Origin of the sequence: Nocardioides sp. NPDC127514 (assembly GCF_040302125.1) — a bacterium.
Taxonomy (GTDB): Bacteria; Actinomycetota; Actinomycetes; order Propionibacteriales; family Nocardioidaceae; genus Nocardioides.
In genome coordinates this window covers 26,792-44,432 of sequence record NZ_JBEORF010000016.1, presented here as the reverse complement: position 1 = coordinate 44,432, position 17,641 = coordinate 26,792, and the positions used below count along the sequence as shown (strand labels likewise).

The following is a 17,641-nucleotide window of genomic DNA, read 5'->3' as shown; positions in this document are numbered from 1 at the left end:
AGTGCAGGGATACCCGGTTAACCGGGTATCCCTGCACGGGGCCTACGGGTTGTCGAGATCCCGAGCCTTGAACGTGTCGCAGCCGGCGATCGAGTCGGGGGTGGTCATGCCCTTCCGGAACCAGGCGATCCGCTGCTCGGAGGAGCCGTGGGTGTACTGCGAGGTGTCGACGCGGCCGGTGGTGCGGGACTGGATGTGGTCGTCGCCGACGGTCTTGGCGGCATCGATGCCCTCGGTGATGTCCTGGTCGGTGATGTCCTCGACGAACCCGTCGTCCTCCGCGGCGGCGGTCCACATGCCGGCGTAGCAGTCGGCCTGCAGCTCCAGGCGTACGGCGTCGGACTCAGGACCCTGCTGGGTGCGCACCTGGCCCATGGTGCCGAGCAGGTTCTGGATGTGGTGGCCGTACTCGTGGGCGAGCACGTAGGCGCGTACGAAGGTGGTGTCCTGCCCGCCGAGCTGCTCGAAGATCGAGTCGAAGAACGTCGGGTCGAGGTAGATCGTCTGGTCGGCGGGGCAGTAGAACGGGCCGACGGAGCTCGACGCGGAGCCGCAGCCGCCGGTCTGGACCTGGTCGGAGAAGATCACGACCGCCTGCTCGGGCTGGAACCGGCCGGAGAGGTCGCGCTGGGAGTCCCAGTAGCCGGTCATCGAGTTCTCGAGGGCGACGAAGGCGCAGTTCTCGTCGTTGTTGGCGTCCTCCCCGGTCTGGCACGACCCGAAGTCGCCGGTCTCGCCGCCGTCGGCCGCCTGCATGCCGCCGAAGGTGCCGGTGCCCACCGAGGTCGTGCCTCCGCTGTCGCCGAGGACCTGCGGGCCGACGCCGGTGCACTGGGTGATGAGGAAGAAGAGCAGCAGCACGATGACGGTGCCGATGCCACCGCTCGCCTTGCCGCCGGGGATCGGGATCCGGCCGCCACCTCCACCACCGAACCCGCCGCCGCCACCGCCGGAGGTCCGGCTGGTGTCGAGTCTGGCCTTCGGGTTGAACCGCATCTTGTCCCCCTGGAGGTGGTGATGTGTGGGACCGAGTGCCCCGCCCATACACTAGTGACGGAGATGATCACTGCCCATGACCTAGAAGTCCGCGTCGGCGCCAGACTTTTGATGGAGAACGTCACATTCCGAGTCGGACCCGGCGACAAGGTCGGGCTCGTAGGCCGCAACGGCGCTGGGAAGACGACCCTGACGAAGGTGCTCGCCGGCGACCACCTGCCTGCCTCCGGAACGGTGTCCAACACCGGTGAGATCGGCTATCTGCCTCAGGACCCACGGGTCGGCGACCCCGAGGTGATCGCCAAGGACCGGATCCTGTCCGCGCGCGGCCTCGACGATGCCGTACGCCGCATGCGGATCGCCGAGGAGGAGATGGGCTCCGAGGACCCGAACGTCCGCGAGAAGGCGATGAAGCGCTACCAGCGCGCCCACGACGAGCTCGACGCGGGCGGTGGCTACGCGGCCGAGACCGAGGCTCTGCAGATCGCCCAGTCGCTCGGCATCCCGGACCGGATCATGACCCAGCCGCTCAAGACGTTGTCGGGCGGCCAGAGGAGACGCGTCGAGCTGGCACGCATCCTCTTCTCGTCGGCTGAGGTGCTCATCCTTGACGAGCCGACCAACCACCTCGACGCCGACTCGATCATCTGGCTGCGCGACTGGATGAAGTCCTACAAGGGCGGCTTCATCGTGATCTCCCACGACAACGATCTGCTCGCCCGGACGGTCAACAAGGTCTTCCACCTCGACGCCAACCGCGAGGTGATCGACATCTACAACATGCCGTGGAAGCAGTACCTCGTGCAGCGCGAGACCGACGAGGCGCGCCGCAAGCGTGAGCTGATGAACGCGCAGAACAAGGCCAAGACGCTCACCGACCAGGCCAACAAGATGCGCGCCAAGGCCACCAAGGCGACGGCCGCGCAGAGCATGCTCAAGCGCGCAGAGAAGATCATGGCCGGTGTCGAGGGGGAGCGGAAGCAGGAGAAGGTCGCCGCGATCAAGTTCCCCTCGCCCGCGCCCTCCGGCAAGACCCCGCTCACCGCCAACGACCTCTCCAAGTCGTACGGCGCGCTCGAGGTCTTCACCGCCGTCGACCTGGCGATCGACCGAGGGACCCGGGTGGTCATCCTCGGGCTCAACGGTGCCGGCAAGACCACGATGCTCCGGATCCTGGCCGGCGTCGACCAGCCCGACACCGGCGAGGTCGTGCCGGGCCACGGGCTGAAGGTCGGCTACTACGCCCAGGAGCACGAGACCCTCGACACCAAGCGGTCGGTACTGGAGAACATGCAGTCCTCGGCGCCGCAGCTCACCGACACCGAGGCGCGCACCGTGCTGGGTGCGTTCCTCTTCACCGGCGACGACGTGCACAAGCCCGCCGGGGTGCTCTCCGGTGGGGAGAAGACCCGGCTGGCCCTGGCCTCCCTGGTCGTCTCCGCCGCCAACGTGCTCCTGCTCGACGAGCCCACCAACAACCTCGACCCGGCCTCCCGCGAGGAGGTGCTCAACGCGATCCGCCGCTACGAGGGCGCGATTGTGCTGGTCACCCACGACGAGGGCGCCGTGCACGCGCTGGAGCCCGACAAGGTGCTCATCCTCCCCGACGGCGTCGAGGACCTGTGGAACGAGGAGTACGCCGACCTGGTCTCGCTCGCCTGACGCTCAGGCCAGCGTTCGGACGAACGTCACCGGCATCGAGGTCGGGTAGCGGTAGGAGAGCGAGTCGGTGTTGCGCTCGACCTGGTCGGCCGGCACCGCGAGGGAGACCTCGGGGAGTCGCTCCAGGACGGTGCGTACGGCCGCTTGGACGATGATCGTGCCCGGCCGCTGGGCGGGGCAGGAGTGGGGCCCGGCGCTCCACGACATGTGGGCGCGGTTGCCGATCTCCAGCCACGGGTCGCCGCCGGTCATCAGCGGGTCCACGTTGGCGGCCGCGATGCACGGCACCACGGCGTCGCCCTTGCGGATCAGCTGACCGCCGAGCTCGACGTCGCGCAGCGCGAACCGCGGGGTGATGTTGTAGCAGGGTGGGTCGCGCCACATGACCTCCTCGATCGCCTGGTCGACGTCGAGGCGGCCGCCGCGCAGCCGGCCGGCGAAACGCTCGTCGGAGAGCATCAGCAGCAGGGTCTGGGTGATGGTCGCGATGGTCAGCTCGTTGCCGGCGATGATCATCACGATCATCGCCTCCATGACCTCGTTGTCGTCCCACAGGCCGGGGTCGTCGATCAGGTGCGAGGTGACGTCGTCCTGGGGCTCCCGGCGGCGCTTGGCGATGTGGTCGACGATCTCCACGGCCAGCTCGATGACGCCCTCCTGGGCGAGCTGGCCGCCACCGAGGACCTTGTGGGCGGCCTTGCGCATCGAGTCGCCGACCTCCTGGCCCATGCCGAACATCGCGGCGACCGACAGCAGCGGGATCAGCACGGCGTAGTCCTGGACCAGGTCGGCCTCGCCGCGCTCGAGCATGTCGTCGACGAGGTCGTTGCAGATGCTGCGTACCTTCGCGGCGTAGCCGTGCTCGTCGACCCGCGAGAGCGCCCGGTCGACCGGCGAGCGCAGCCGCCGCCGGAGCTCGCCGTCGTTGTGGAAGGAGTTCTGCCGAGTGGTCACGAAGGGATAGATCGGCATGTCCGGCAGGATCTTGCCCTCCTGCACCGCGCTCCAGTTGTCGCCGTTGCGGGAGAAGACGTCCTCGTTGCGGATGACCTCGCTGAACTCGGCATAGCCCATCGCGAACCAGAGGCGTACGCCGGGGGAGAGCTCGCCGGGGGCGACCGGGCCCCACTCGGCCCGGAGCCGTTGGTGCACCTCTCTCGCCCGAGGCCCGACGGTCTCGGGCGCCTGGACGAGGTCGGTGAGATCGGCGAGACGTACGGTGCGGGTGGGAGTCATCGCGAGGAGTGCCTGTCGGTCGTGGATCGGGGGTCAGTGCGTCTTCAGGGCATGGCGCACGAGCGCGGCGAGCGCTCGGACGCAGGCGTTGCGGTTCTTGGCGTTGCACACCACGATCGGGGTCTCGTCGTCGAGGTCGAGCGCCGTGCGGATCTGGTCGGGCTCGTAGTTCGGTGCGCCCGGGAACTGGTTGATCGCGACCACGAACGGCAGGGACGTACGCGTCTCGAGCTGGTCCAGCACCTCGAAGGAGTCCTCCAGCCGGCGGGTGTCGACCAGGACGAGGGCACCGGCGGCGCCCTCGGCGAGGCCTGACCACAGGTCCCAGAAGCGGCGCTGCCCCGGGGTGCCGAACAGGTAGAGCGCGATCTCGTCGGTCAGCGTGATCCGGCCGAAGTCCATCGCGACCGTGGTCGTCGTCTTCTCCGGGGTCGCCGCGACCTCGTCGATCCCCTCGCTGGCCTGGGTGATCGTCTCCTCGGTGCGCAGCGGCTCGATCTCGCTGACCGAGCCGATCAGCGTGGTCTTGCCGACCCCGAAGGAGCCGACCACCAGGATCTTGACCGACTCGACGACCGTGGGCGCCAGATAGTGACTGTCGCCAGGGGTGGGCTCAGAGGTGGTTGAGAGCATGCAGGACCTTCTGGAGGGTTTCGCGGGAGGGGCCGGCGGCGGCGTCGCTGTCGGGACGTACGCCGATCAGGCCGGCGTCGATCATGTCCGAGGCGATCACCGCCAGGACGCTGACCGGCTGGCCGAGGTGGACGGCCATCTCGGCCATGGAGATCACGCCGAGGCACTGGGAGAGGACCTCGCGCTCCTGACGGCCCACCGACGAGTCCGTCGCCGCCGGGCTGGTGTGGCCGATCAGGAGCGTCGCCGGCGTCAGCCGATGGGTCGGCCGGGCACGACCACCCGTCCGGACGTAGGACCGGATCGGGTGGTCGACGTAGTCGTCAGAAGCGTCGGGCATCGGCTCGGGTCGGCTCAGATCGAGCGTCTCGGGGTGCTCATCGCGCGCTCCCCGAGCATCAGGACGGTCGCCTGCATCTGCTGGGCGACCAGTGCCGGGTCGATGCTCATCTCGGTGACGACCGCGAGGCGGGAGCCGTCGCCGGCGCCACGGATGAACAGGAAGCCGCCGTTGAACTCGACCATCACCTGACGCGGGTGGGCGTCGGCGCCGAACTGACGGCTGATCCCGTGACCGAGCGAGGTCAGGCCGGCGCACGCCGCGGCCAGCTTGTCGGCCTCCTCGCGCGGGGTGTGGCTCGTGCGGACCCGGACGAGCCCGTCGGCGGAGAGGACCACGACATGACGTACGCCGCGTACTCCCGCGACCAGCTCCAGCATCCAGCTGTTCTCATCGGTCATGGTTCCTCCAGTGGTTCTCGGATGCGGAATCGGTCTCCGCGGCGGTGCTGCGGTTCTCGGGGTCGACGGCCTGGTGGGGGATGGTCGTGCCGGCCGCGGGTGTGGCCGGGGTGCTGAGGAAGCTGCTCATCCAGGCGCCCGCCTGCTCGGCGGTCGGCTCGGGGCGTGTCGGGACGGGTTGGCTCGCCGCGAGCTGCTGCCCGGTCGCGAAGCGCTGGCCGCGCTTCGATCGGCGCTGCGGCAGGCCGTCGGAGGTGAACAGCGACGGCTCGCGCTGCTCGCTCTGCTCGCGGTCGGGGACGGGATCGGGGGCGCTCGGGGTGCTGTGCACGGGCCAGACCGGCGGCGGGGGCGTCGACGGGGACGGTGCCTTCGGCGCTTCCGACAGGAGCGCGGCGGGGACGGGGGTCGAGGTCGGCGTACGCGGCGCGACCGGCTCGAGCGCGGCCGGGCTCAGCGGGGTCGTCATCGCCTCGGGGACGAGCACGGCGACCCGCAGGCCACCGTGGACGGACTCGGTCAGGTCGACACGGAACCCGTGGCGGCGTACGTAGGTGCCGACCACCGCCAGTCCGGTCTGCGGGATCTCGCCGAGGTCGTGCAGGCGAACCTGTCGGGTGCCCGAGGCGATCTCACGCATCCAGGCCAGGTTGGTCTCGTCCATGCCGACGCCCGCGTCGTCGATCTCGAGGGCCGCGCCGCGGCGTACGGAACGGATCGTGACCAGCACCTCCGTCGCCGGCGGCGACGACTGGGTCGCATTGGCGAGGAGCTCGGCGACGAGATGGATCAGCGGCTCGACGTACGCACCCTGGACCGCGACCGGCGGGTCACCCTCCACCCGGACCCGGCGGTAGGCCGTGATCCGGCCGGCCGCGCCGCGTACGACGTCGGCGATCGCGAGCGGGTCACGCCAGTGCTGCCCGGGCTGCTCCCCGCACAGCGTGGCGATGCTCTGCGCCAGCCGTGCCTGCTGCGCCGCCGCGTGGTCGACCCGCATCCCCGCCTCGAGCACGTCCGGCTCGGCCGGGAACTTCGCCACCATCCGCGTCGACTCCTCCTGGATCCGGTGCGCCGACGCCTGCACCTTGCGAGACAGCGACAGCACCGCCACCCGCATCCCGGCCTCCCCACCTCTCCCGGCCGGTCCGGCCGGTCCGGCCGGTCCGGCCGAGTCCGCACTTGTGGCGACCGAGTCCGCACCTTCGGGGATCGAGTCCTCAATTGTGGGCGCCGAAACTGTCGTCTCGGCGTCCGAATCTGCCGATTCGATCGCAGCAACCGCGGACTCGTCGTCCACTTCTGCAGTCTCGGCCGCCGCTTCTACGGATTCGGCGGGAGCGGTGTCGTAAGCCATCGCGGTGAGCCACAGGGTGAGGGCGACGACGGGTACGCCGGCGAGGATCCACGGCCAGAACCACTGGTCACCGGAGGCGGTGACGAAGATGACGGGGGAGAGCGCGACGAAGAGGAGGATCGCGGTACTGCAGAACCATGGACCGGCTCGATGGAGTCGGACCAGGAGTGGTCGGGTCATGTCAGGGCACCTGGTGTGGGGGTGAGCAGTCATGGCATGAACCCGCGGGTTCAGGGCAGTCTGGACGAATCCTGATCCAGCCCCCGGAGACCGGCGCACACACGCGCTCCACTTCATACCACCAACAGAGCGCTTGGTCACCTACCTCAGGTGATTTTGACCATATTTCGACGAACCATCCCGAGGCAGCCGAACGTCGCCGGGCGAACTAGGGTGACGGGGTGTCACAAATGGGTCCAGGCTTCGGTGCGAGCGGCGGGGCGATGGGCGGCGGCGGGATCATGCGCAACCTGCGCGCCGACCGGACGGTTCTCCAGCGCGGGTTGCCGAAGGGCACGCTGAAGCGCGTCATCTCCTACGCCGGGCCTCACCGGGCTCTGATCAGCGCGTTCCTGGTGTTCACCGTCTTCGACGCCGCGCTCGTGGTGGTGACCCCGCTGCTGACCCAGCGCCTCATCGACGACGGCGTACTCGAGAAGAACGTCTCCGTGGTGGTCTGGCTGGCCGCGGCGATGGCGTTGGTGGCCGTCATCGACATGTGCTTCGGGATCGTCTCGGGCTGGCTCTCGACCCGCATCGGCGAGGGACTCATCTTCGACCTGCGCACCCAGGTCTTCGGCCACGTCCAACGCCAGTCGCTGGCCTTCTTCACCCGGGCGCAGACCGGCGCGCTGGTCAGCCGCCTGAACACCGACGTGCTCGGCGCGCAACGGGCCTTCACCTCGACCCTGTCCAACAGCGTCTCCAACCTGATCTCGCTGGTCGTGGTCGGCGCGGCGATGCTGGTGCTGTCGTGGCAGGTGACGCTGATGTGCGTCGCGCTCTTCCCGATCCTGTTCCTGACCTCGCGCTGGGTCGGCCGCCGCCTGGCCGGCCTGACCCGCGAGCAGATGGACGGCAACGCGGCGCTGGCGACCACGATGACCGAGCGGTTCAACGTCGGCGGGGCCCTCCTGCTCAAGCTCTTCGGCCGCCGCGAGGAGGAAGACGCCGCGTTCGCGCAGCGAGCCGACGTCGTACGCCGTCTGGGCATCCGGATCGCGCTGCTGACCCGCCTGTTCGGGGCGACCATGCAGGTGGTGCCGGCGCTGGCGACCGCGCTGGTCTACGGGGTCGGCGGCTGGATGGTGATCCAGGGCGACGTCACGCTCGGCACCCTGACCGCACTCGGTCTGCTGCTGGTGAGGCTGCTGGGGCCGCTGCAGGCGCTCTCCAACGTACGCATCGACGTGATGACCGCGCTGGTCAGCTTCGACCGCGTCTTCGAGGTCCTCGACCTGCCTTCGCTGATCAAGGAGAAGCCGGACGCGGTCGAGGTGCCGGCGGGCGCCGCGTCGGTGCGGTTCCGCCATGTCGCCTTCACCTACCCGGGCGCCGACGAGGTCTCGCTCGCCTCCCTCGAGACGATCGCGCGCCCGGAGAGCCGGGAGGTGCGCGAGGTGCTGACCGACATCGACTTCGTGGCCGAACCGGGGGAGATGGTCGCCCTGGTCGGACCCTCCGGCGCCGGGAAGTCGACGATCACCCACCTGATCGCGCGGCTCTACGACGTACGCTCCGGGGCGGTCGAGGTCGGCGGCCTCGACGTGCGCGACGTGACCCTGGAGTCGCTCGAGGCCGCGGTCGGCTACGTGACCCAGGACGCCCACATGTTCCACGACTCGGTGCGCGGCAACCTGCTCTACGCCCGCCCCGGCGCCTCGGACGACGACGTCTGGGCAGCCCTGGAGGCCGCCCAGGTCGCCAACGTCATCAAGGGCCTCCCGGACGGCCTCGACACCGTCGTCGGCGACCGCGGCTACCGTCTCTCCGGCGGCGAGCGCCAGCGGCTCGCGATCGCCCGGCTGCTGCTGAAGGCGCCCCATATCGTCGTACTCGACGAGGCCACCGCCCACCTCGACTCCGAGTCCGAGGCCGCGGTGCAGACCGCTCTGGACGCCGCGCTGGAGGGACGTACGTCCATCGTGATCGCCCACCGGCTCTCCACCATCCGCGCCGCCGACCGCATCCTGGTCGTCGAGGCCGGACGGGTCGTGGAGTCCGGCACCCACGAGTCGCTGCTCGCCGCGGGCGGGCTCTACGCGGAGCTCTACGAGACGCAGTTCCGCCGGTAGGCGGTCAGCTCTTCCCGCTGCGTTCCTTCTCGTACGCCGCCTGGTAGGCGGCCTTCACGGCCTGCTTCTGGGCGAGCTTGGCGGCCTTCTTGCGGCTGCGCTCGTCGGCCGGCTCGTCGCTGTCGGCGGTGTCATCGTCTTGTGCAGGGGCGTCCTGGCGCTGGGTGCGCCGCTCGTCGTACATCAGGTAGAAGAAGCCGGCGATGGCGAGGACGCCGAAGAACCACCACTGCAGTCCGTAGAAGAAGTGGGGGCCGTTGTCGAGCTCGGGCAGGTCGGCCTGGCGCAGCTGGGTGGCGGGCTCGGGGGACTCGCTGTCGAGGTGGAGCCAGCCGGTCAGGAGCGGCTCGTCGACCACCTTCGCGACCTGGGTCGAGGAGAGTGCGCGGGTGGCGTGGTAGCCGTCGACCTGGGCGACGTCGGTGGAGTCGCCGGTGCCGTCGGCGCGTACCCAGCCGGTGATCGTGACCTCACCCGACGGCGGCGCCGGGAGGTCCTCGAACTCGTCCTGGGACTCGGTCTGCAGCCAGCCGCGGTCGACGAGCACGGCGCTGCCGTCGGCGAGCACCAGCGGGACGACGATGTCGACACCCTTCGCGTCGTCGGGGGTGCGGTAGCGCCAGATGATCGTGTCGTCGACCGCGTACGTCCCGGTCGCGGTCACCCGCCGCCATTCGTCCTTCTCGGCGACCTTCTGGCCCGGGGCCAGTACGTCGGAGACGGGCGCGGGCTCGGCGTGCTCGTTGACGCGGACGATCTGGTTGCTGGCCTTGCGGTCCTCGAGACGGTCGAACTGCCACTGGCCCAGCCACCAGGTCCCGTAGGCCAGGATCAGCACGAACACCGTGAAACCGGCCCAGCGTCGGCTGAGCAGGAAACGGAACGAACTCACCCTACGAGACTAACTGGCATGCGGTCCTCACTCACGATCCGGGTCGAGCCTGCCTAGACTGGTGTGATGACGACCTCCCCGACAGATCAGACCCAGCAGAGGCTCGTCGACCGGTTCGGCCGGGTCGCGACGGATCTGCGGGTCTCTCTGACCGACCGCTGCAACCTGCGGTGCACCTACTGCATGCCGGCGGAAGGGCTCGACTGGCTGCCCGGCGACGAGGTGCTCACCGACGACGAGGTGGTGCGGCTGATCGGCGTCGCCACGGGGCAGCTCGGCGTACGCGAGGTGCGGTTCACCGGTGGGGAGCCGCTGGTGCGGCGCGGGCTGGTCTCGATCGTCGCGCGCACCCGCGAGGTCGCCCCCGAGGCGGAGCTCTCCATCACCACGAACGCGCTGGGGCTGGCCAAGATGGCCGAGTCCCTCGCCGAGGCCGGGCTCGACCGGGTCAACGTGTCGCTGGACTCGATCCGGCCGGAGATCTTCGCTGAGATCACCCGTCGCGACCGGCTGGCCGACGTGGTCGCCGGGCTGGAGGCCGCGGCCGACGCCGGCCTGGGACCGATCAAGATCAACGCGGTTCTGCTGCGGGGAGTCAACGACGACCAGGCTGCCGAGCTGCTCGGCTGGTCGGTCGAGCGTGGCTACGAGCTGCGGTTCATCGAGCAGATGCCTCTCGACGCCCAGCACGGGTGGTCGCGCGACAAGATGGTGACCGCCGACGAGACGCTGGCGGCGCTGTCGGCGGCCTTCGACCTGACGCCCGCGGAGGAACCCCGAGGCAGCGCGCCCGCCGAGCTCTTCTACGTCGACGGCGGCCCGGCCAAGGTCGGCATCATCGCCTCCGTCACCCGCCCCTTCTGTGGCGACTGCGACCGGGTGCGCCTCACCGCCGACGGGCAGGTGCGCGACTGCCTGTTCGCGCGCTCCGAGTCGGACCTGCGTACGCCGCTTCGTGCCGGCGCCTCCGACGACGATCTCGCCGCCCGGTGGGTCACCGCCATGGCCGGTAAGCGCGCCGGCCACGGCATCGACGACCTCGGCTTCCTCCAGCCCGACCGCCCCATGTCCGCCATCGGCGGCTGACCACCAGCCGAGGCGTCACCCGCGTCGGCCGAGTTGGCACCGCGGTGACGCCTGGGCCGTCCGGGGTGACGCCTCGGCTGACCTGGGTGACGCTTCGGCCTCAGGAGCCGACGCGGTCGAGGGCGTCCAGGACGAGGTCCCAGTAGCCGTCGACGTCGAGGGTGATCGCGACCTGGGCGTTGGGCGGCTCGTCGAGGCGGCCGTGCAGGTCGACGACGGTGGCGCCGCGGGTCCAGCGGCCGGCGGTCTCGGCGGCCACGAACGACTTGTGCCAGGTGATCAGGCCGGGGTCGATGAGGGCCGCGATGGTGCAGGGATCGTGGACCGGGGGAGCGGCGAAGTCGAAGACGTCGGAGTAGGTGCCGCCGAAGAAGCCCATCAGGTCGGCGCACGCCCGGCCCACCGGGTGATCCATAGCCCGCATCCGCGCGACGACCTCGGCAGTGGCCAGCGCCTGGTGGGACAGGTTGAGCCCGACCATCCGGATCGGCAGGCCGCTGGTGAGGACGAGGTCGAGCGCCTCGGGGTCGGCGTAGGCGTTGAACTCGGCGGCCGGGGTGGTGTTGCCGCGCTCGGTCGAGCCGCCCATGAACACGATCTCCGCGATGTGAGGACCGACCTCGGGATGGTCGCGCAGTAGCACCGCGACGTTGGTGATCGGCCCGGTCGCGACCACGGTGACGGGCTCCGGGGCGGCCAGGAGGGACGTACACAGGAACTCGACCGCGCCCAGCGCGACCGGCGCAGCGAGCGGTTCGGGCAGGTCGGGTCCGTCGATCCCGGTCGCGCCGTGGATGAAGTCGCCGATGTGGATCTCGCCGGCCAGCGGCCCGGCGGCACCTGTGGCGACCGGGACATCGGCCCGGTGCGCCAGCGCCAGGATCCGCTGGGCGTTGTAGGTCGCCTTCTCCACCCGGCAGTTGCCGAACGTGGTGGTGATGCCGAGCAGGTCGATGTGCGGGCTGCCGAGGGCCAGCAGGATCGCGATGGCGTCGTCGTGGCCGGGGTCGCAGTCGAGGAGCACAGGGATCGGGTTCATCGCACGACCTCTCCGGGGGAACGGCTAGTGAGGGACGACGTCCTTGAGGAATCCGCGCGCTCCCAGGAAGTCGCTGAGCGACTCCTTGTGCGTCTCGCACGCGAGCCAGATCTTACGCCGATCGGCCGTGTGGATCTTGGGATTGTTCCACTGCAGCTCCCACGAGCCGGGGTCCTGGCAGCCCTTGGCCGAGCACAGGTCGGAGTCGAGCGCGCCCATCAGAGCTCGCCCTTCTCCCGGAGCTGCTGCTCGCGCCCGCTGTTGAGCTGGCGCGGGCCGTAGGGCGAGTCCATCAGGTTCATCTCGTCGCTCTTGGTGTTGGTCGCGTTGGCCATGACGACCGCGACGTAGGGCAGGATCAGCGCCCCCGCGATCAGGATCGGCCACAGCCAGCCGATGCCGGCCAGACCGGCGATCACGGCACCGATGAAGCACAGCGAACGGATCGACATCGAGATGGCGTAGCGCTTCTGGCGCATCGCGATGTCCTCGGCGCGGCTACGCCCGGCGGTGGTGATCCTGATCGGTTGCGCCTTGGACATACCGCCAGTCTAGGTCGTGACCGATGGCACCCGGTCAATGGTGTGGTCCCAACAGGGGCGCTCCGAAAGACCTTGGAGGGTTCTCACAAGCAAATCCAAGGCATTGGTCGTACGCCGAAGTAATCGCTACCGTCGCGCCTGTGACTGACAGTGAAAACCCCACAAGGCCACCCCGCTCGGTGCTCGTCACCGGCGGCAGCCGTGGCATCGGCCGGGCGATCGCCGAGGCGTTCCTCGCCAACGGCGACCACGTCGCCGTGACCTCCCGCAAGGGCGGGGCCCCCGAAGGGGCTCTGGACCTGGTGTGCGACATCACCGATCCGACCGCCGTCGAGGAGGCGTACGCCGCGGCCGAGGCCGCCCACGGACCCGTCGAGGTCCTCGTCGCCAATGCCGGGATCACGAAGGACACCCTCGTGCTCCGGATGTCGGAGAAGGACTTCACCTCCGTGATCGACACCAACCTGACCGCGTCCTTCCGGCTCGCCAAGCGTGCCTCGAAGGGCATGCTGCGGCTGCGCCGTGGGCGGATCATCTTCATCTCCTCGGTCGTCGGTCTGATGGGCAACCCCGGCCAGGTCAACTACGCGGCCTCCAAGGCCGGGCTGGTCGGCATGGCCCGCTCGCTCGCACGCGAGCTCGGCTCGCGGGGCATCACCGCCAACGTGGTCGCGCCGGGGTTCGTGGAGACCGAGATGACCGCGGTCCTCACCGATGAGCAGCAGAAGGCGATCACGGACCGGGTCCCGTTGGGGCGCTATGCGTCACCGGACGAGGTGGCCTCGGCCGTGACGTGGTTGGCTGATGCGGGTTATGTGACCGGGGCCGTGATCCCGGTCGACGGCGGACTTGGAATGGGGCACTGATCATGGGTTTGTTGGACGGCAAGACTGTTCTCGTCGCGGGGGTCACGATGGACTCCTCGATCGGCTTCGCGGTAGCCAAGGTGGCCCAGGAGCAGGGCGCCCGCGTCCTGATCTCCAACTTCGGCCGCGCGCTGTCGATCACCAAGCGGATCGCGAAGCGGCTCCCCGAGGAGCCGCCGGTCCTCGACCTCGACGTGACCAACCAGGAGCACCTCGACGGCCTCGCCGACGCACTCCGGGCCGAGGGCGTCGAGCGGCTCGACGGAGTCGTGCACTCGATCGCGTACGGCAACCCCGAGACGCTCCTGGGCGGCAAGTTCCTCGACGGCCCCTGGGAGGACGTCTCCCAGGCGGTCCAGGTCAGCGCCTACTCGCTGAAGTCGCTCGCGATGGCGACCAAGCCGCTGCTGGCGCCCGGCTCCTCGATCGTGGGGCTGACCTTCGACGCGACGATCGCCTGGCCGGCGTACGACTGGATGGGTGTCGCCAAGGCCGCGCTCGAGTCGACCTCGCGCTACCTCGCCCGCGATCTCGGACCTGACGGGATCCGCTGCAACCTCGTCTCCGCGGGGCCGCTCAAGACCCTCGCCGCCAAGGCGATCCCGGGCTTCGAGGAGCTCGACGAGGGCTGGGGCACCCGGGCGCCGCTGGGTTGGGACAACACCGACCAGGGCCCGACCGCGAAGGCCGTCTGCGCGCTGATCTCGGACTTCTTCCCGGCGACCACCGGCGAGATCATCCATGTCGACGGGGGCTATCACTCGCTGGGTGCGTGAGGTCATAGGGTTGCCGCATGCGGACCCTTGTCATCATGCGGCACGCCAAGGCGGAGTCGTCGGCACCCACCGACTACGAGCGTCAGCTGACCGAGCGCGGCCATGCCGACGCGGTCGCAGCGGGGGAGTGGTTGGCCGAGCAGGGCGTGGTCCCCGACTACGTGCTGGTCTCGGCGGCCGACCGCGCCACCCAGACCTGGGAGGACGTCGCACTCGGTGCGTCGTGGGACCTGACGCTGGCGGAGTACGACCAAGGTCTGTACGCCGCCGGCACCTCCACCGCCCTCGACCTCGTCCGCGGCGTCGATGACGGCATCTCGACGGTCGTGGTGATCGGTCACAACCCGACCGTGTTCTCCCTCGTGCAGCTCCTCGACGACGGCGAGGGCGATGACGAGGCCGGCAACGAGCTCGCCCTCGGCTTCCCGACATCCGCCGTGGCCGTACTCAGCTACGACGGCGACTGGTCCGAGCTCGACGAGGCCGAGGCCTCCGTCACCGCCTTCCACGTCGCACGAGCCTGACGTCCCGCCGAGTCGGCCCGTCTTGACGGGCCGACTCGGCGGGATTTCGGGTCAGGACGAGCCGACTCGGCGGGCGCGGGTCAGATGAGCGGCGGCGCGGGGGTGACGATGCCGGCCTCGGCGTCGGCGGCCTCGATCTCCTCGCGGGAGATGCCGAGGAGATACATGATCGTGTCGAGGTAGGGGACGTTGATCGCGGTCCCGGCGGCCGAACGTACGGCCGGCTTGGCGTTGTAGGCGATGCCGAGGCCCGCGGCGGCGAGCATGTCGAGGTCGTTGGCGCCGTCGCCGATGGCGACGGTGGCGGCCTCGGGGATGCCGATCTCGGCGGCGAACTCGCGGAGCGCGCGGGCCTTGCCGGCCCGGTCGACGACCTCGCCGACCACCTCTCCGGTGAGTACGCCGTCGACGATCTCGAGCTCGTTGGCGCGGGCGTAGTGGATGCCGAGGTCGGCCGCCAACCGGTCGGTGATCTGCGAGAACCCGCCCGAGACGATGGCGAAGCGGTAGCCGAGGCGGCGCAGGGTGCGGACCATCGTCCGCGCGCCCGGGTTGAGCTGCAGCCCGGCGTACACCTCGTCCAACGCGGTCGCGGGGACGCCCTTGAGGTACTTCACCCGGCCTCGGAGCGACTCCTCGAAGTCGAGCTCGCCGCGCATGGCCGCCTCGGTGACCGAGGCGACCTCCTTCTCGTAGCCTGCGTGGGCGGCGATCATCTCGATCACCTCGCCGTCGATCAGCGTCGAGTCGACGTCCATGACGATCAGGCGCATGCCGCGGCGGACGAGGTTGGCGGGCTGCACGGCGATGTCGACGCCCTGGGCGGCGGCCTCGGCCGCCAGCGTGACCCGCAGCTCGTCGGGAGAGGCGCCGGAGACGTGCAGGTCGAACGCGGTGACCGGGTAGCGGGCCAGCCGGATGATCCGGTCGATGTTGCCGCCGGCAGAGGCGATCGTCCGCGTCACCGATGCGAGCGCGGCCGCCTTCAGCGGGAGTCCCAGCACCGTCACCCGGGCGCGGTCGGCAGGCTCCCGCGGGGTGTCGCCGACGCCCTCCTCGATCTCGACGGTCATGTCGAGAGCGTGGGCGGTCTCCTCGATCGCGTGCTTGAGCGCGTCGGTGCTCGCCGCGTCGGCCGGCGCGGTCACCAGGAGCCCGAGCACGAGCCGCGCCCGCAGCACGATCTGCTCCAGGTCGACCACGTCGACCCCGGCCAACGCGAGCGTCGCCAGGGTGGCCGAGGTCAGCCCGGGACGGTCGTTTCCGGCGAGGGTGATCAGCAGGGTGTCGGGACGGCGCTCGAGCGCGTCGAATTCCTCGGTCATCTCTGCAAACGATAGTGGAGCCGGCGGCCGCGTCTCAGTTCGGCGGCCACACCTCGGGCGATCCGGCCGCGGTGAGCGCCCTTCGCGCGGCGCGGTCGAGGCCGACCAGGGCCTCCCGCCGCCGCAGCATCTCCGAGGCGGACACGGCGCCGCCCTCGTCCTCGAGCGCCACCGCGACGATCTCCCGAGCCTGTACGCCCCGGGCGGCGAGCTCCACGCACCGCGGCGGCACCCCGGGAGCCCCGGCCAGCGAAGGCCGGTGGCGGAGGTTCATCAGCCGGTCGGCGACCTCGGGCCGCCACCGCGCGACGTCGAGCTCGGCGAGCGCCGTCGCCGACTCGGTCAGCGCGAGCCGGAGGGCCCGGTCGGCCTCGCCGACGTCGGGGAGCTGACGCCGCTGGGCCGGGTACGCCTGCCACTCGACGACCGCGCCGACCCGGACCGGCACGAGCCCGATCCCGGCGTCGCTCACCACGGCCTCGCCGGCCTCCATCGCAGCCGTGTTGAAGGCCCGGGGTCCGCCCAGCCCGACCGGGTCGCCCTCGGCGGGGAAAGCGACCCCGACACTGGTCGCCCCCTCCGTACGCAGCCGTCCCATCCCGCTGACGAAGGCGTCCGCGACCCCCTCGGTGCCACCGAGCCCGAGCGCGGCCAGCCCGCTGACGGTATGGGTCGCGTCGGGCCCGATCACCGCATCGAGCACCAGGTCGGTGACTGCCTCACCGCGCAGCCACGCCGTCACCCACCAGGCCAGGCGCAGCGCCTCAGGGGTGGTCTCCAGCGACCCTGAATTCAGCTCCGCATCGTCGACACTCACAGCCGCCTACCCTAACCCCGAGCCGGGCAACCCCTGCCGATAGATTTGCCGCCATGGCAGCCGTGCTGGAGTTCACCGACGTCACCGTACGCCGTGGGGGCAACGCCCTTCTCGACTCTGTGAGCTGGGTGGTCGAAGAGGATGAACGCTGGGTGATCCTGGGCCACAACGGCGCCGGCAAGACCACGCTGCTCCAGGCCGCGGCGGCCCAGCTCCACCCGACGTCGGGGGTCGTGAAGATCCTCGGCGAGCAGATCGGCCGCATCGACGTCTTCGAGCTGCGCCCGCGCATCGGCCTCACCTCCGCCGCGCTGGCCGACCGGATCCCGCGCCACGAGCTCGTCCGCGATGTCGTGGTGAGCGCCTCCTACGGCGTGGTCGGGCGCTGGCGCGAGCACTACGACGACCTCGACCACGACCGTGCCCAGGCGCTGCTGATCGAGGTCGGCATCAAGCACCTCGGCGAGCGGAAGTTCGGCACCCTGTCCGAGGGCGAGCGCAAGCGCGTCCAGCTGGCCCGTGCGCTGATGGTCGACCCGGAGATGCTGCTCCTGGACGAGCCCGCCGCCGGGCTGGACCTGGGCGGCCGGGAGGACCTGGTCTCGACGCTGTCGACGCTCGCCTACGACCCCGACAGCCCGGCGACCGTGCTCGTCTCCCACCACGTCGAGGAGATCCCGCCCGGCTTCAGCCATGTCCTGATGATGCGCTCCGGCCGGATCACCGCCCAGGGGCTCATCGAGGACACGCTGACCTCGGCCAATCTCTCCAAGACCTTCGGTATGCCGCTCGAGCTCGAGGCGAGCGATGGCCGTTTCTGGGCGAAGCGTCGCGCCCGCCACACCCGGTAGGCCT

General features: G+C 70.3%; 19 protein-coding genes. 7 read left to right on the top strand and 12 right to left on the bottom strand.

Features of this window, described 5'->3' with window-relative positions:
* Window positions 1-42 precede the first annotated feature (42 nt).
* On the bottom strand, window positions 43-996 hold the full coding sequence (gene ypfJ, locus ABTX24_RS14215; RefSeq protein ID WP_350840439.1) for a KPN_02809 family neutral zinc metallopeptidase: 954 nt from the start codon (window positions 994-996) through the stop codon (window positions 43-45).
* A 63-nt stretch (window positions 997-1,059) separates the two neighbouring features.
* Between ypfJ and ABTX24_RS14210 the strand changes: the two genes are divergently transcribed.
* Window positions 1,060-2,658 carry an ABC-F family ATP-binding cassette domain-containing protein gene (locus ABTX24_RS14210; RefSeq protein WP_350840437.1) on the top strand — a complete coding sequence of 533 codons (1,599 nt, stop codon included), beginning with the start codon at window positions 1,060-1,062 and terminating at the stop codon, window positions 2,656-2,658.
* A 3-nt stretch (window positions 2,659-2,661) separates the two neighbouring features.
* Here the strand turns inward: ABTX24_RS14210 and ABTX24_RS14205 are convergent, their stop codons facing one another.
* Genes ABTX24_RS14205 through ABTX24_RS14185 form a run of 5 tightly spaced genes read right to left on the bottom strand, consistent with a single transcriptional unit; the run spans window position 2,662 to window position 6,805 of the window.
* Window positions 2,662-3,894 carry a cytochrome P450 family protein gene (locus ABTX24_RS14205; RefSeq protein WP_350840435.1) on the bottom strand — a complete coding sequence of 411 codons (1,233 nt, stop codon included), beginning with the start codon at window positions 3,892-3,894 and terminating at the stop codon, window positions 2,662-2,664.
* A gap of 33 nt (window positions 3,895-3,927) precedes the next feature.
* On the bottom strand, window positions 3,928-4,527 hold the full coding sequence (locus ABTX24_RS14200; RefSeq protein WP_160022661.1) for a GTP-binding protein: 600 nt from the start codon (window positions 4,525-4,527) through the stop codon (window positions 3,928-3,930).
* Window positions 4,508-4,867 carry a DUF742 domain-containing protein gene (locus ABTX24_RS14195; protein WP_160022663.1) on the bottom strand — a complete coding sequence of 120 codons (360 nt, stop codon included), beginning with the start codon at window positions 4,865-4,867 and terminating at the stop codon, window positions 4,508-4,510. The genes ABTX24_RS14200 and ABTX24_RS14195 overlap by 20 nt, the downstream gene beginning before the upstream one ends.
* A gap of 14 nt (window positions 4,868-4,881) precedes the next feature.
* Window positions 4,882-5,268 carry a roadblock/LC7 domain-containing protein gene (locus ABTX24_RS14190; RefSeq protein ID WP_160022665.1) on the bottom strand — a complete coding sequence of 129 codons (387 nt, stop codon included), beginning with the start codon at window positions 5,266-5,268 and terminating at the stop codon, window positions 4,882-4,884.
* Window positions 5,258-6,805 carry an ATP-binding protein gene (locus ABTX24_RS14185; RefSeq protein ID WP_350840433.1) on the bottom strand — a complete coding sequence of 516 codons (1,548 nt, stop codon included), beginning with the start codon at window positions 6,803-6,805 and terminating at the stop codon, window positions 5,258-5,260. Before ABTX24_RS14185 ends, ABTX24_RS14190 begins: the two co-directional genes overlap by 11 nt.
* A 230-nt stretch (window positions 6,806-7,035) precedes the next feature.
* Here ABTX24_RS14185 and ABTX24_RS14180 point away from each other — a divergent pair, with 230 nt between their 5' ends.
* Window positions 7,036-8,919: an ABC transporter ATP-binding protein gene (locus tag ABTX24_RS14180; RefSeq protein ID WP_350840431.1), complete on the top strand. Its 1,884-nt coding sequence runs from the start codon at window positions 7,036-7,038 to the stop codon at window positions 8,917-8,919.
* Between the two features lie 4 nt (window positions 8,920-8,923).
* Here the strand turns inward: ABTX24_RS14180 and ABTX24_RS14175 are convergent, their stop codons facing one another.
* Window positions 8,924-9,811: an SURF1 family cytochrome oxidase biogenesis protein gene (locus tag ABTX24_RS14175; protein ID WP_350714821.1), complete on the bottom strand. Its 888-nt coding sequence runs from the start codon at window positions 9,809-9,811 to the stop codon at window positions 8,924-8,926.
* A 66-nt stretch (window positions 9,812-9,877) separates the two neighbouring features.
* On the opposite strand from ABTX24_RS14175, the gene moaA reads away from it, so the two are divergent.
* Window positions 9,878-10,897 carry a GTP 3',8-cyclase MoaA gene (moaA, locus tag ABTX24_RS14170; protein ID WP_350840429.1) on the top strand — a complete coding sequence of 340 codons (1,020 nt, stop codon included), beginning with the start codon at window positions 9,878-9,880 and terminating at the stop codon, window positions 10,895-10,897.
* A gap of 100 nt (window positions 10,898-10,997) precedes the next feature.
* Here the strand turns inward: moaA and ABTX24_RS14165 are convergent, their stop codons facing one another.
* The 3 genes from ABTX24_RS14165 to ABTX24_RS14155 are packed head-to-tail and all read right to left on the bottom strand — an operon-like array spanning window position 10,998 to window position 12,478.
* A complete protein-coding gene (locus ABTX24_RS14165; protein WP_350840427.1) occupies window positions 10,998-11,936 on the bottom strand; it encodes a nucleoside hydrolase in 939 nt (312 codons plus the stop codon).
* 24 nt (window positions 11,937-11,960) lie between these two features.
* Window positions 11,961-12,155, bottom strand: a complete 195-nt coding sequence (locus ABTX24_RS14160; RefSeq protein ID WP_091041080.1) for an acetone carboxylase — start codon at window positions 12,153-12,155, stop codon at window positions 11,961-11,963.
* On the bottom strand, window positions 12,155-12,478 hold the full coding sequence (locus ABTX24_RS14155; RefSeq protein WP_160022677.1) for a DUF3099 domain-containing protein: 324 nt from the start codon (window positions 12,476-12,478) through the stop codon (window positions 12,155-12,157). Before ABTX24_RS14155 ends, ABTX24_RS14160 begins: the two co-directional genes overlap by 1 nt.
* Window positions 12,479-12,618: 140 nt before the next feature.
* Here ABTX24_RS14155 and fabG point away from each other — a divergent pair, with 140 nt between their 5' ends.
* Genes fabG through ABTX24_RS14140 form a run of 3 tightly spaced genes read left to right on the top strand, consistent with a single transcriptional unit; the run spans window position 12,619 to window position 14,644 of the window.
* Window positions 12,619-13,344: a 3-oxoacyl-ACP reductase FabG gene (fabG, locus tag ABTX24_RS14150; RefSeq protein WP_350840425.1), complete on the top strand. Its 726-nt coding sequence runs from the start codon at window positions 12,619-12,621 to the stop codon at window positions 13,342-13,344.
* Between the two features lie 2 nt (window positions 13,345-13,346).
* Window positions 13,347-14,120 (top strand): enoyl-ACP reductase FabI, encoded by a 774-nt coding sequence (gene fabI / locus ABTX24_RS14145; protein WP_350840423.1) that lies wholly within the window; start codon window positions 13,347-13,349, stop codon window positions 14,118-14,120.
* A gap of 17 nt (window positions 14,121-14,137) precedes the next feature.
* Window positions 14,138-14,644, top strand: coding sequence for a SixA phosphatase family protein (locus ABTX24_RS14140; RefSeq protein WP_350840421.1), 507 nt, complete (start codon window positions 14,138-14,140; stop codon window positions 14,642-14,644).
* 80 nt (window positions 14,645-14,724) lie between these two features.
* Here ABTX24_RS14140 and serB read toward each other — a convergent pair whose 3' ends face one another.
* Window positions 14,725-15,969, bottom strand: a complete 1,245-nt coding sequence (gene serB, locus ABTX24_RS14135) for a phosphoserine phosphatase SerB (protein ID WP_160022683.1) — start codon at window positions 15,967-15,969, stop codon at window positions 14,725-14,727.
* A gap of 34 nt (window positions 15,970-16,003) precedes the next feature.
* Window positions 16,004-16,786: an Rv1486c family protein gene (locus ABTX24_RS14130; RefSeq protein ID WP_350840419.1), complete on the bottom strand. Its 783-nt coding sequence runs from the start codon at window positions 16,784-16,786 to the stop codon at window positions 16,004-16,006.
* A 53-nt stretch (window positions 16,787-16,839) separates the two neighbouring features.
* Between ABTX24_RS14130 and ABTX24_RS14125 the strand changes: the two genes are divergently transcribed.
* On the top strand, window positions 16,840-17,637 hold the full coding sequence (locus ABTX24_RS14125) for an ABC transporter ATP-binding protein (protein ID WP_160022687.1): 798 nt from the start codon (window positions 16,840-16,842) through the stop codon (window positions 17,635-17,637).
* The last annotated feature ends 4 nt before the right edge of the window (window positions 17,638-17,641 follow it).

Bases quoted from the DNA above. Each gene is read 5' to 3' on its own strand.
- moaA (WP_350840429.1), top strand. From the start codon at position 9,878: ATGACGACCTCCCCGACAGATCAGACCCAGCAGAGGCTCGTCGACCGG.
- ABTX24_RS14140 (WP_350840421.1), top strand. From the start codon at position 14,138: ATGCGGACCCTTGTCATCATGCGGCACGCCAAGGCGGAGTCGTCGGCA.
- fabI (WP_350840423.1), top strand. From the start codon at position 13,347: ATGGGTTTGTTGGACGGCAAGACTGTTCTCGTCGCGGGGGTCACGATG.
- ABTX24_RS14125 (WP_160022687.1), top strand. From the start codon at position 16,840: ATGGCAGCCGTGCTGGAGTTCACCGACGTCACCGTACGCCGTGGGGGC.
- ABTX24_RS14155 (WP_160022677.1), bottom strand. From the start codon at position 12,478: ATGTCCAAGGCGCAACCGATCAGGATCACCACCGCCGGGCGTAGCCGC.
- serB (WP_160022683.1), bottom strand. From the start codon at position 15,969: ATGACCGAGGAATTCGACGCGCTCGAGCGCCGTCCCGACACCCTGCTG.
- ABTX24_RS14195 (WP_160022663.1), bottom strand. From the start codon at position 4,867: ATGCCCGACGCTTCTGACGACTACGTCGACCACCCGATCCGGTCCTAC.
- ABTX24_RS14160 (WP_091041080.1), bottom strand. From the start codon at position 12,155: ATGGGCGCGCTCGACTCCGACCTGTGCTCGGCCAAGGGCTGCCAGGAC.
- ABTX24_RS14165 (WP_350840427.1), bottom strand. From the start codon at position 11,936: ATGAACCCGATCCCTGTGCTCCTCGACTGCGACCCCGGCCACGACGAC.
- ABTX24_RS14185 (WP_350840433.1), bottom strand. From the start codon at position 6,805: ATGACCCGACCACTCCTGGTCCGACTCCATCGAGCCGGTCCATGGTTC.
- ABTX24_RS14180 (WP_350840431.1), top strand. From the start codon at position 7,036: ATGGGTCCAGGCTTCGGTGCGAGCGGCGGGGCGATGGGCGGCGGCGGG.
- ABTX24_RS14205 (WP_350840435.1), bottom strand. From the start codon at position 3,894: ATGACTCCCACCCGCACCGTACGTCTCGCCGATCTCACCGACCTCGTC.
- ABTX24_RS14200 (WP_160022661.1), bottom strand. From the start codon at position 4,527: ATGCTCTCAACCACCTCTGAGCCCACCCCTGGCGACAGTCACTATCTG.
- ypfJ (WP_350840439.1), bottom strand. From the start codon at position 996: ATGCGGTTCAACCCGAAGGCCAGACTCGACACCAGCCGGACCTCCGGC.
- ABTX24_RS14210 (WP_350840437.1), top strand. From the start codon at position 1,060: ATGATCACTGCCCATGACCTAGAAGTCCGCGTCGGCGCCAGACTTTTG.
- ABTX24_RS14190 (WP_160022665.1), bottom strand. From the start codon at position 5,268: ATGACCGATGAGAACAGCTGGATGCTGGAGCTGGTCGCGGGAGTACGC.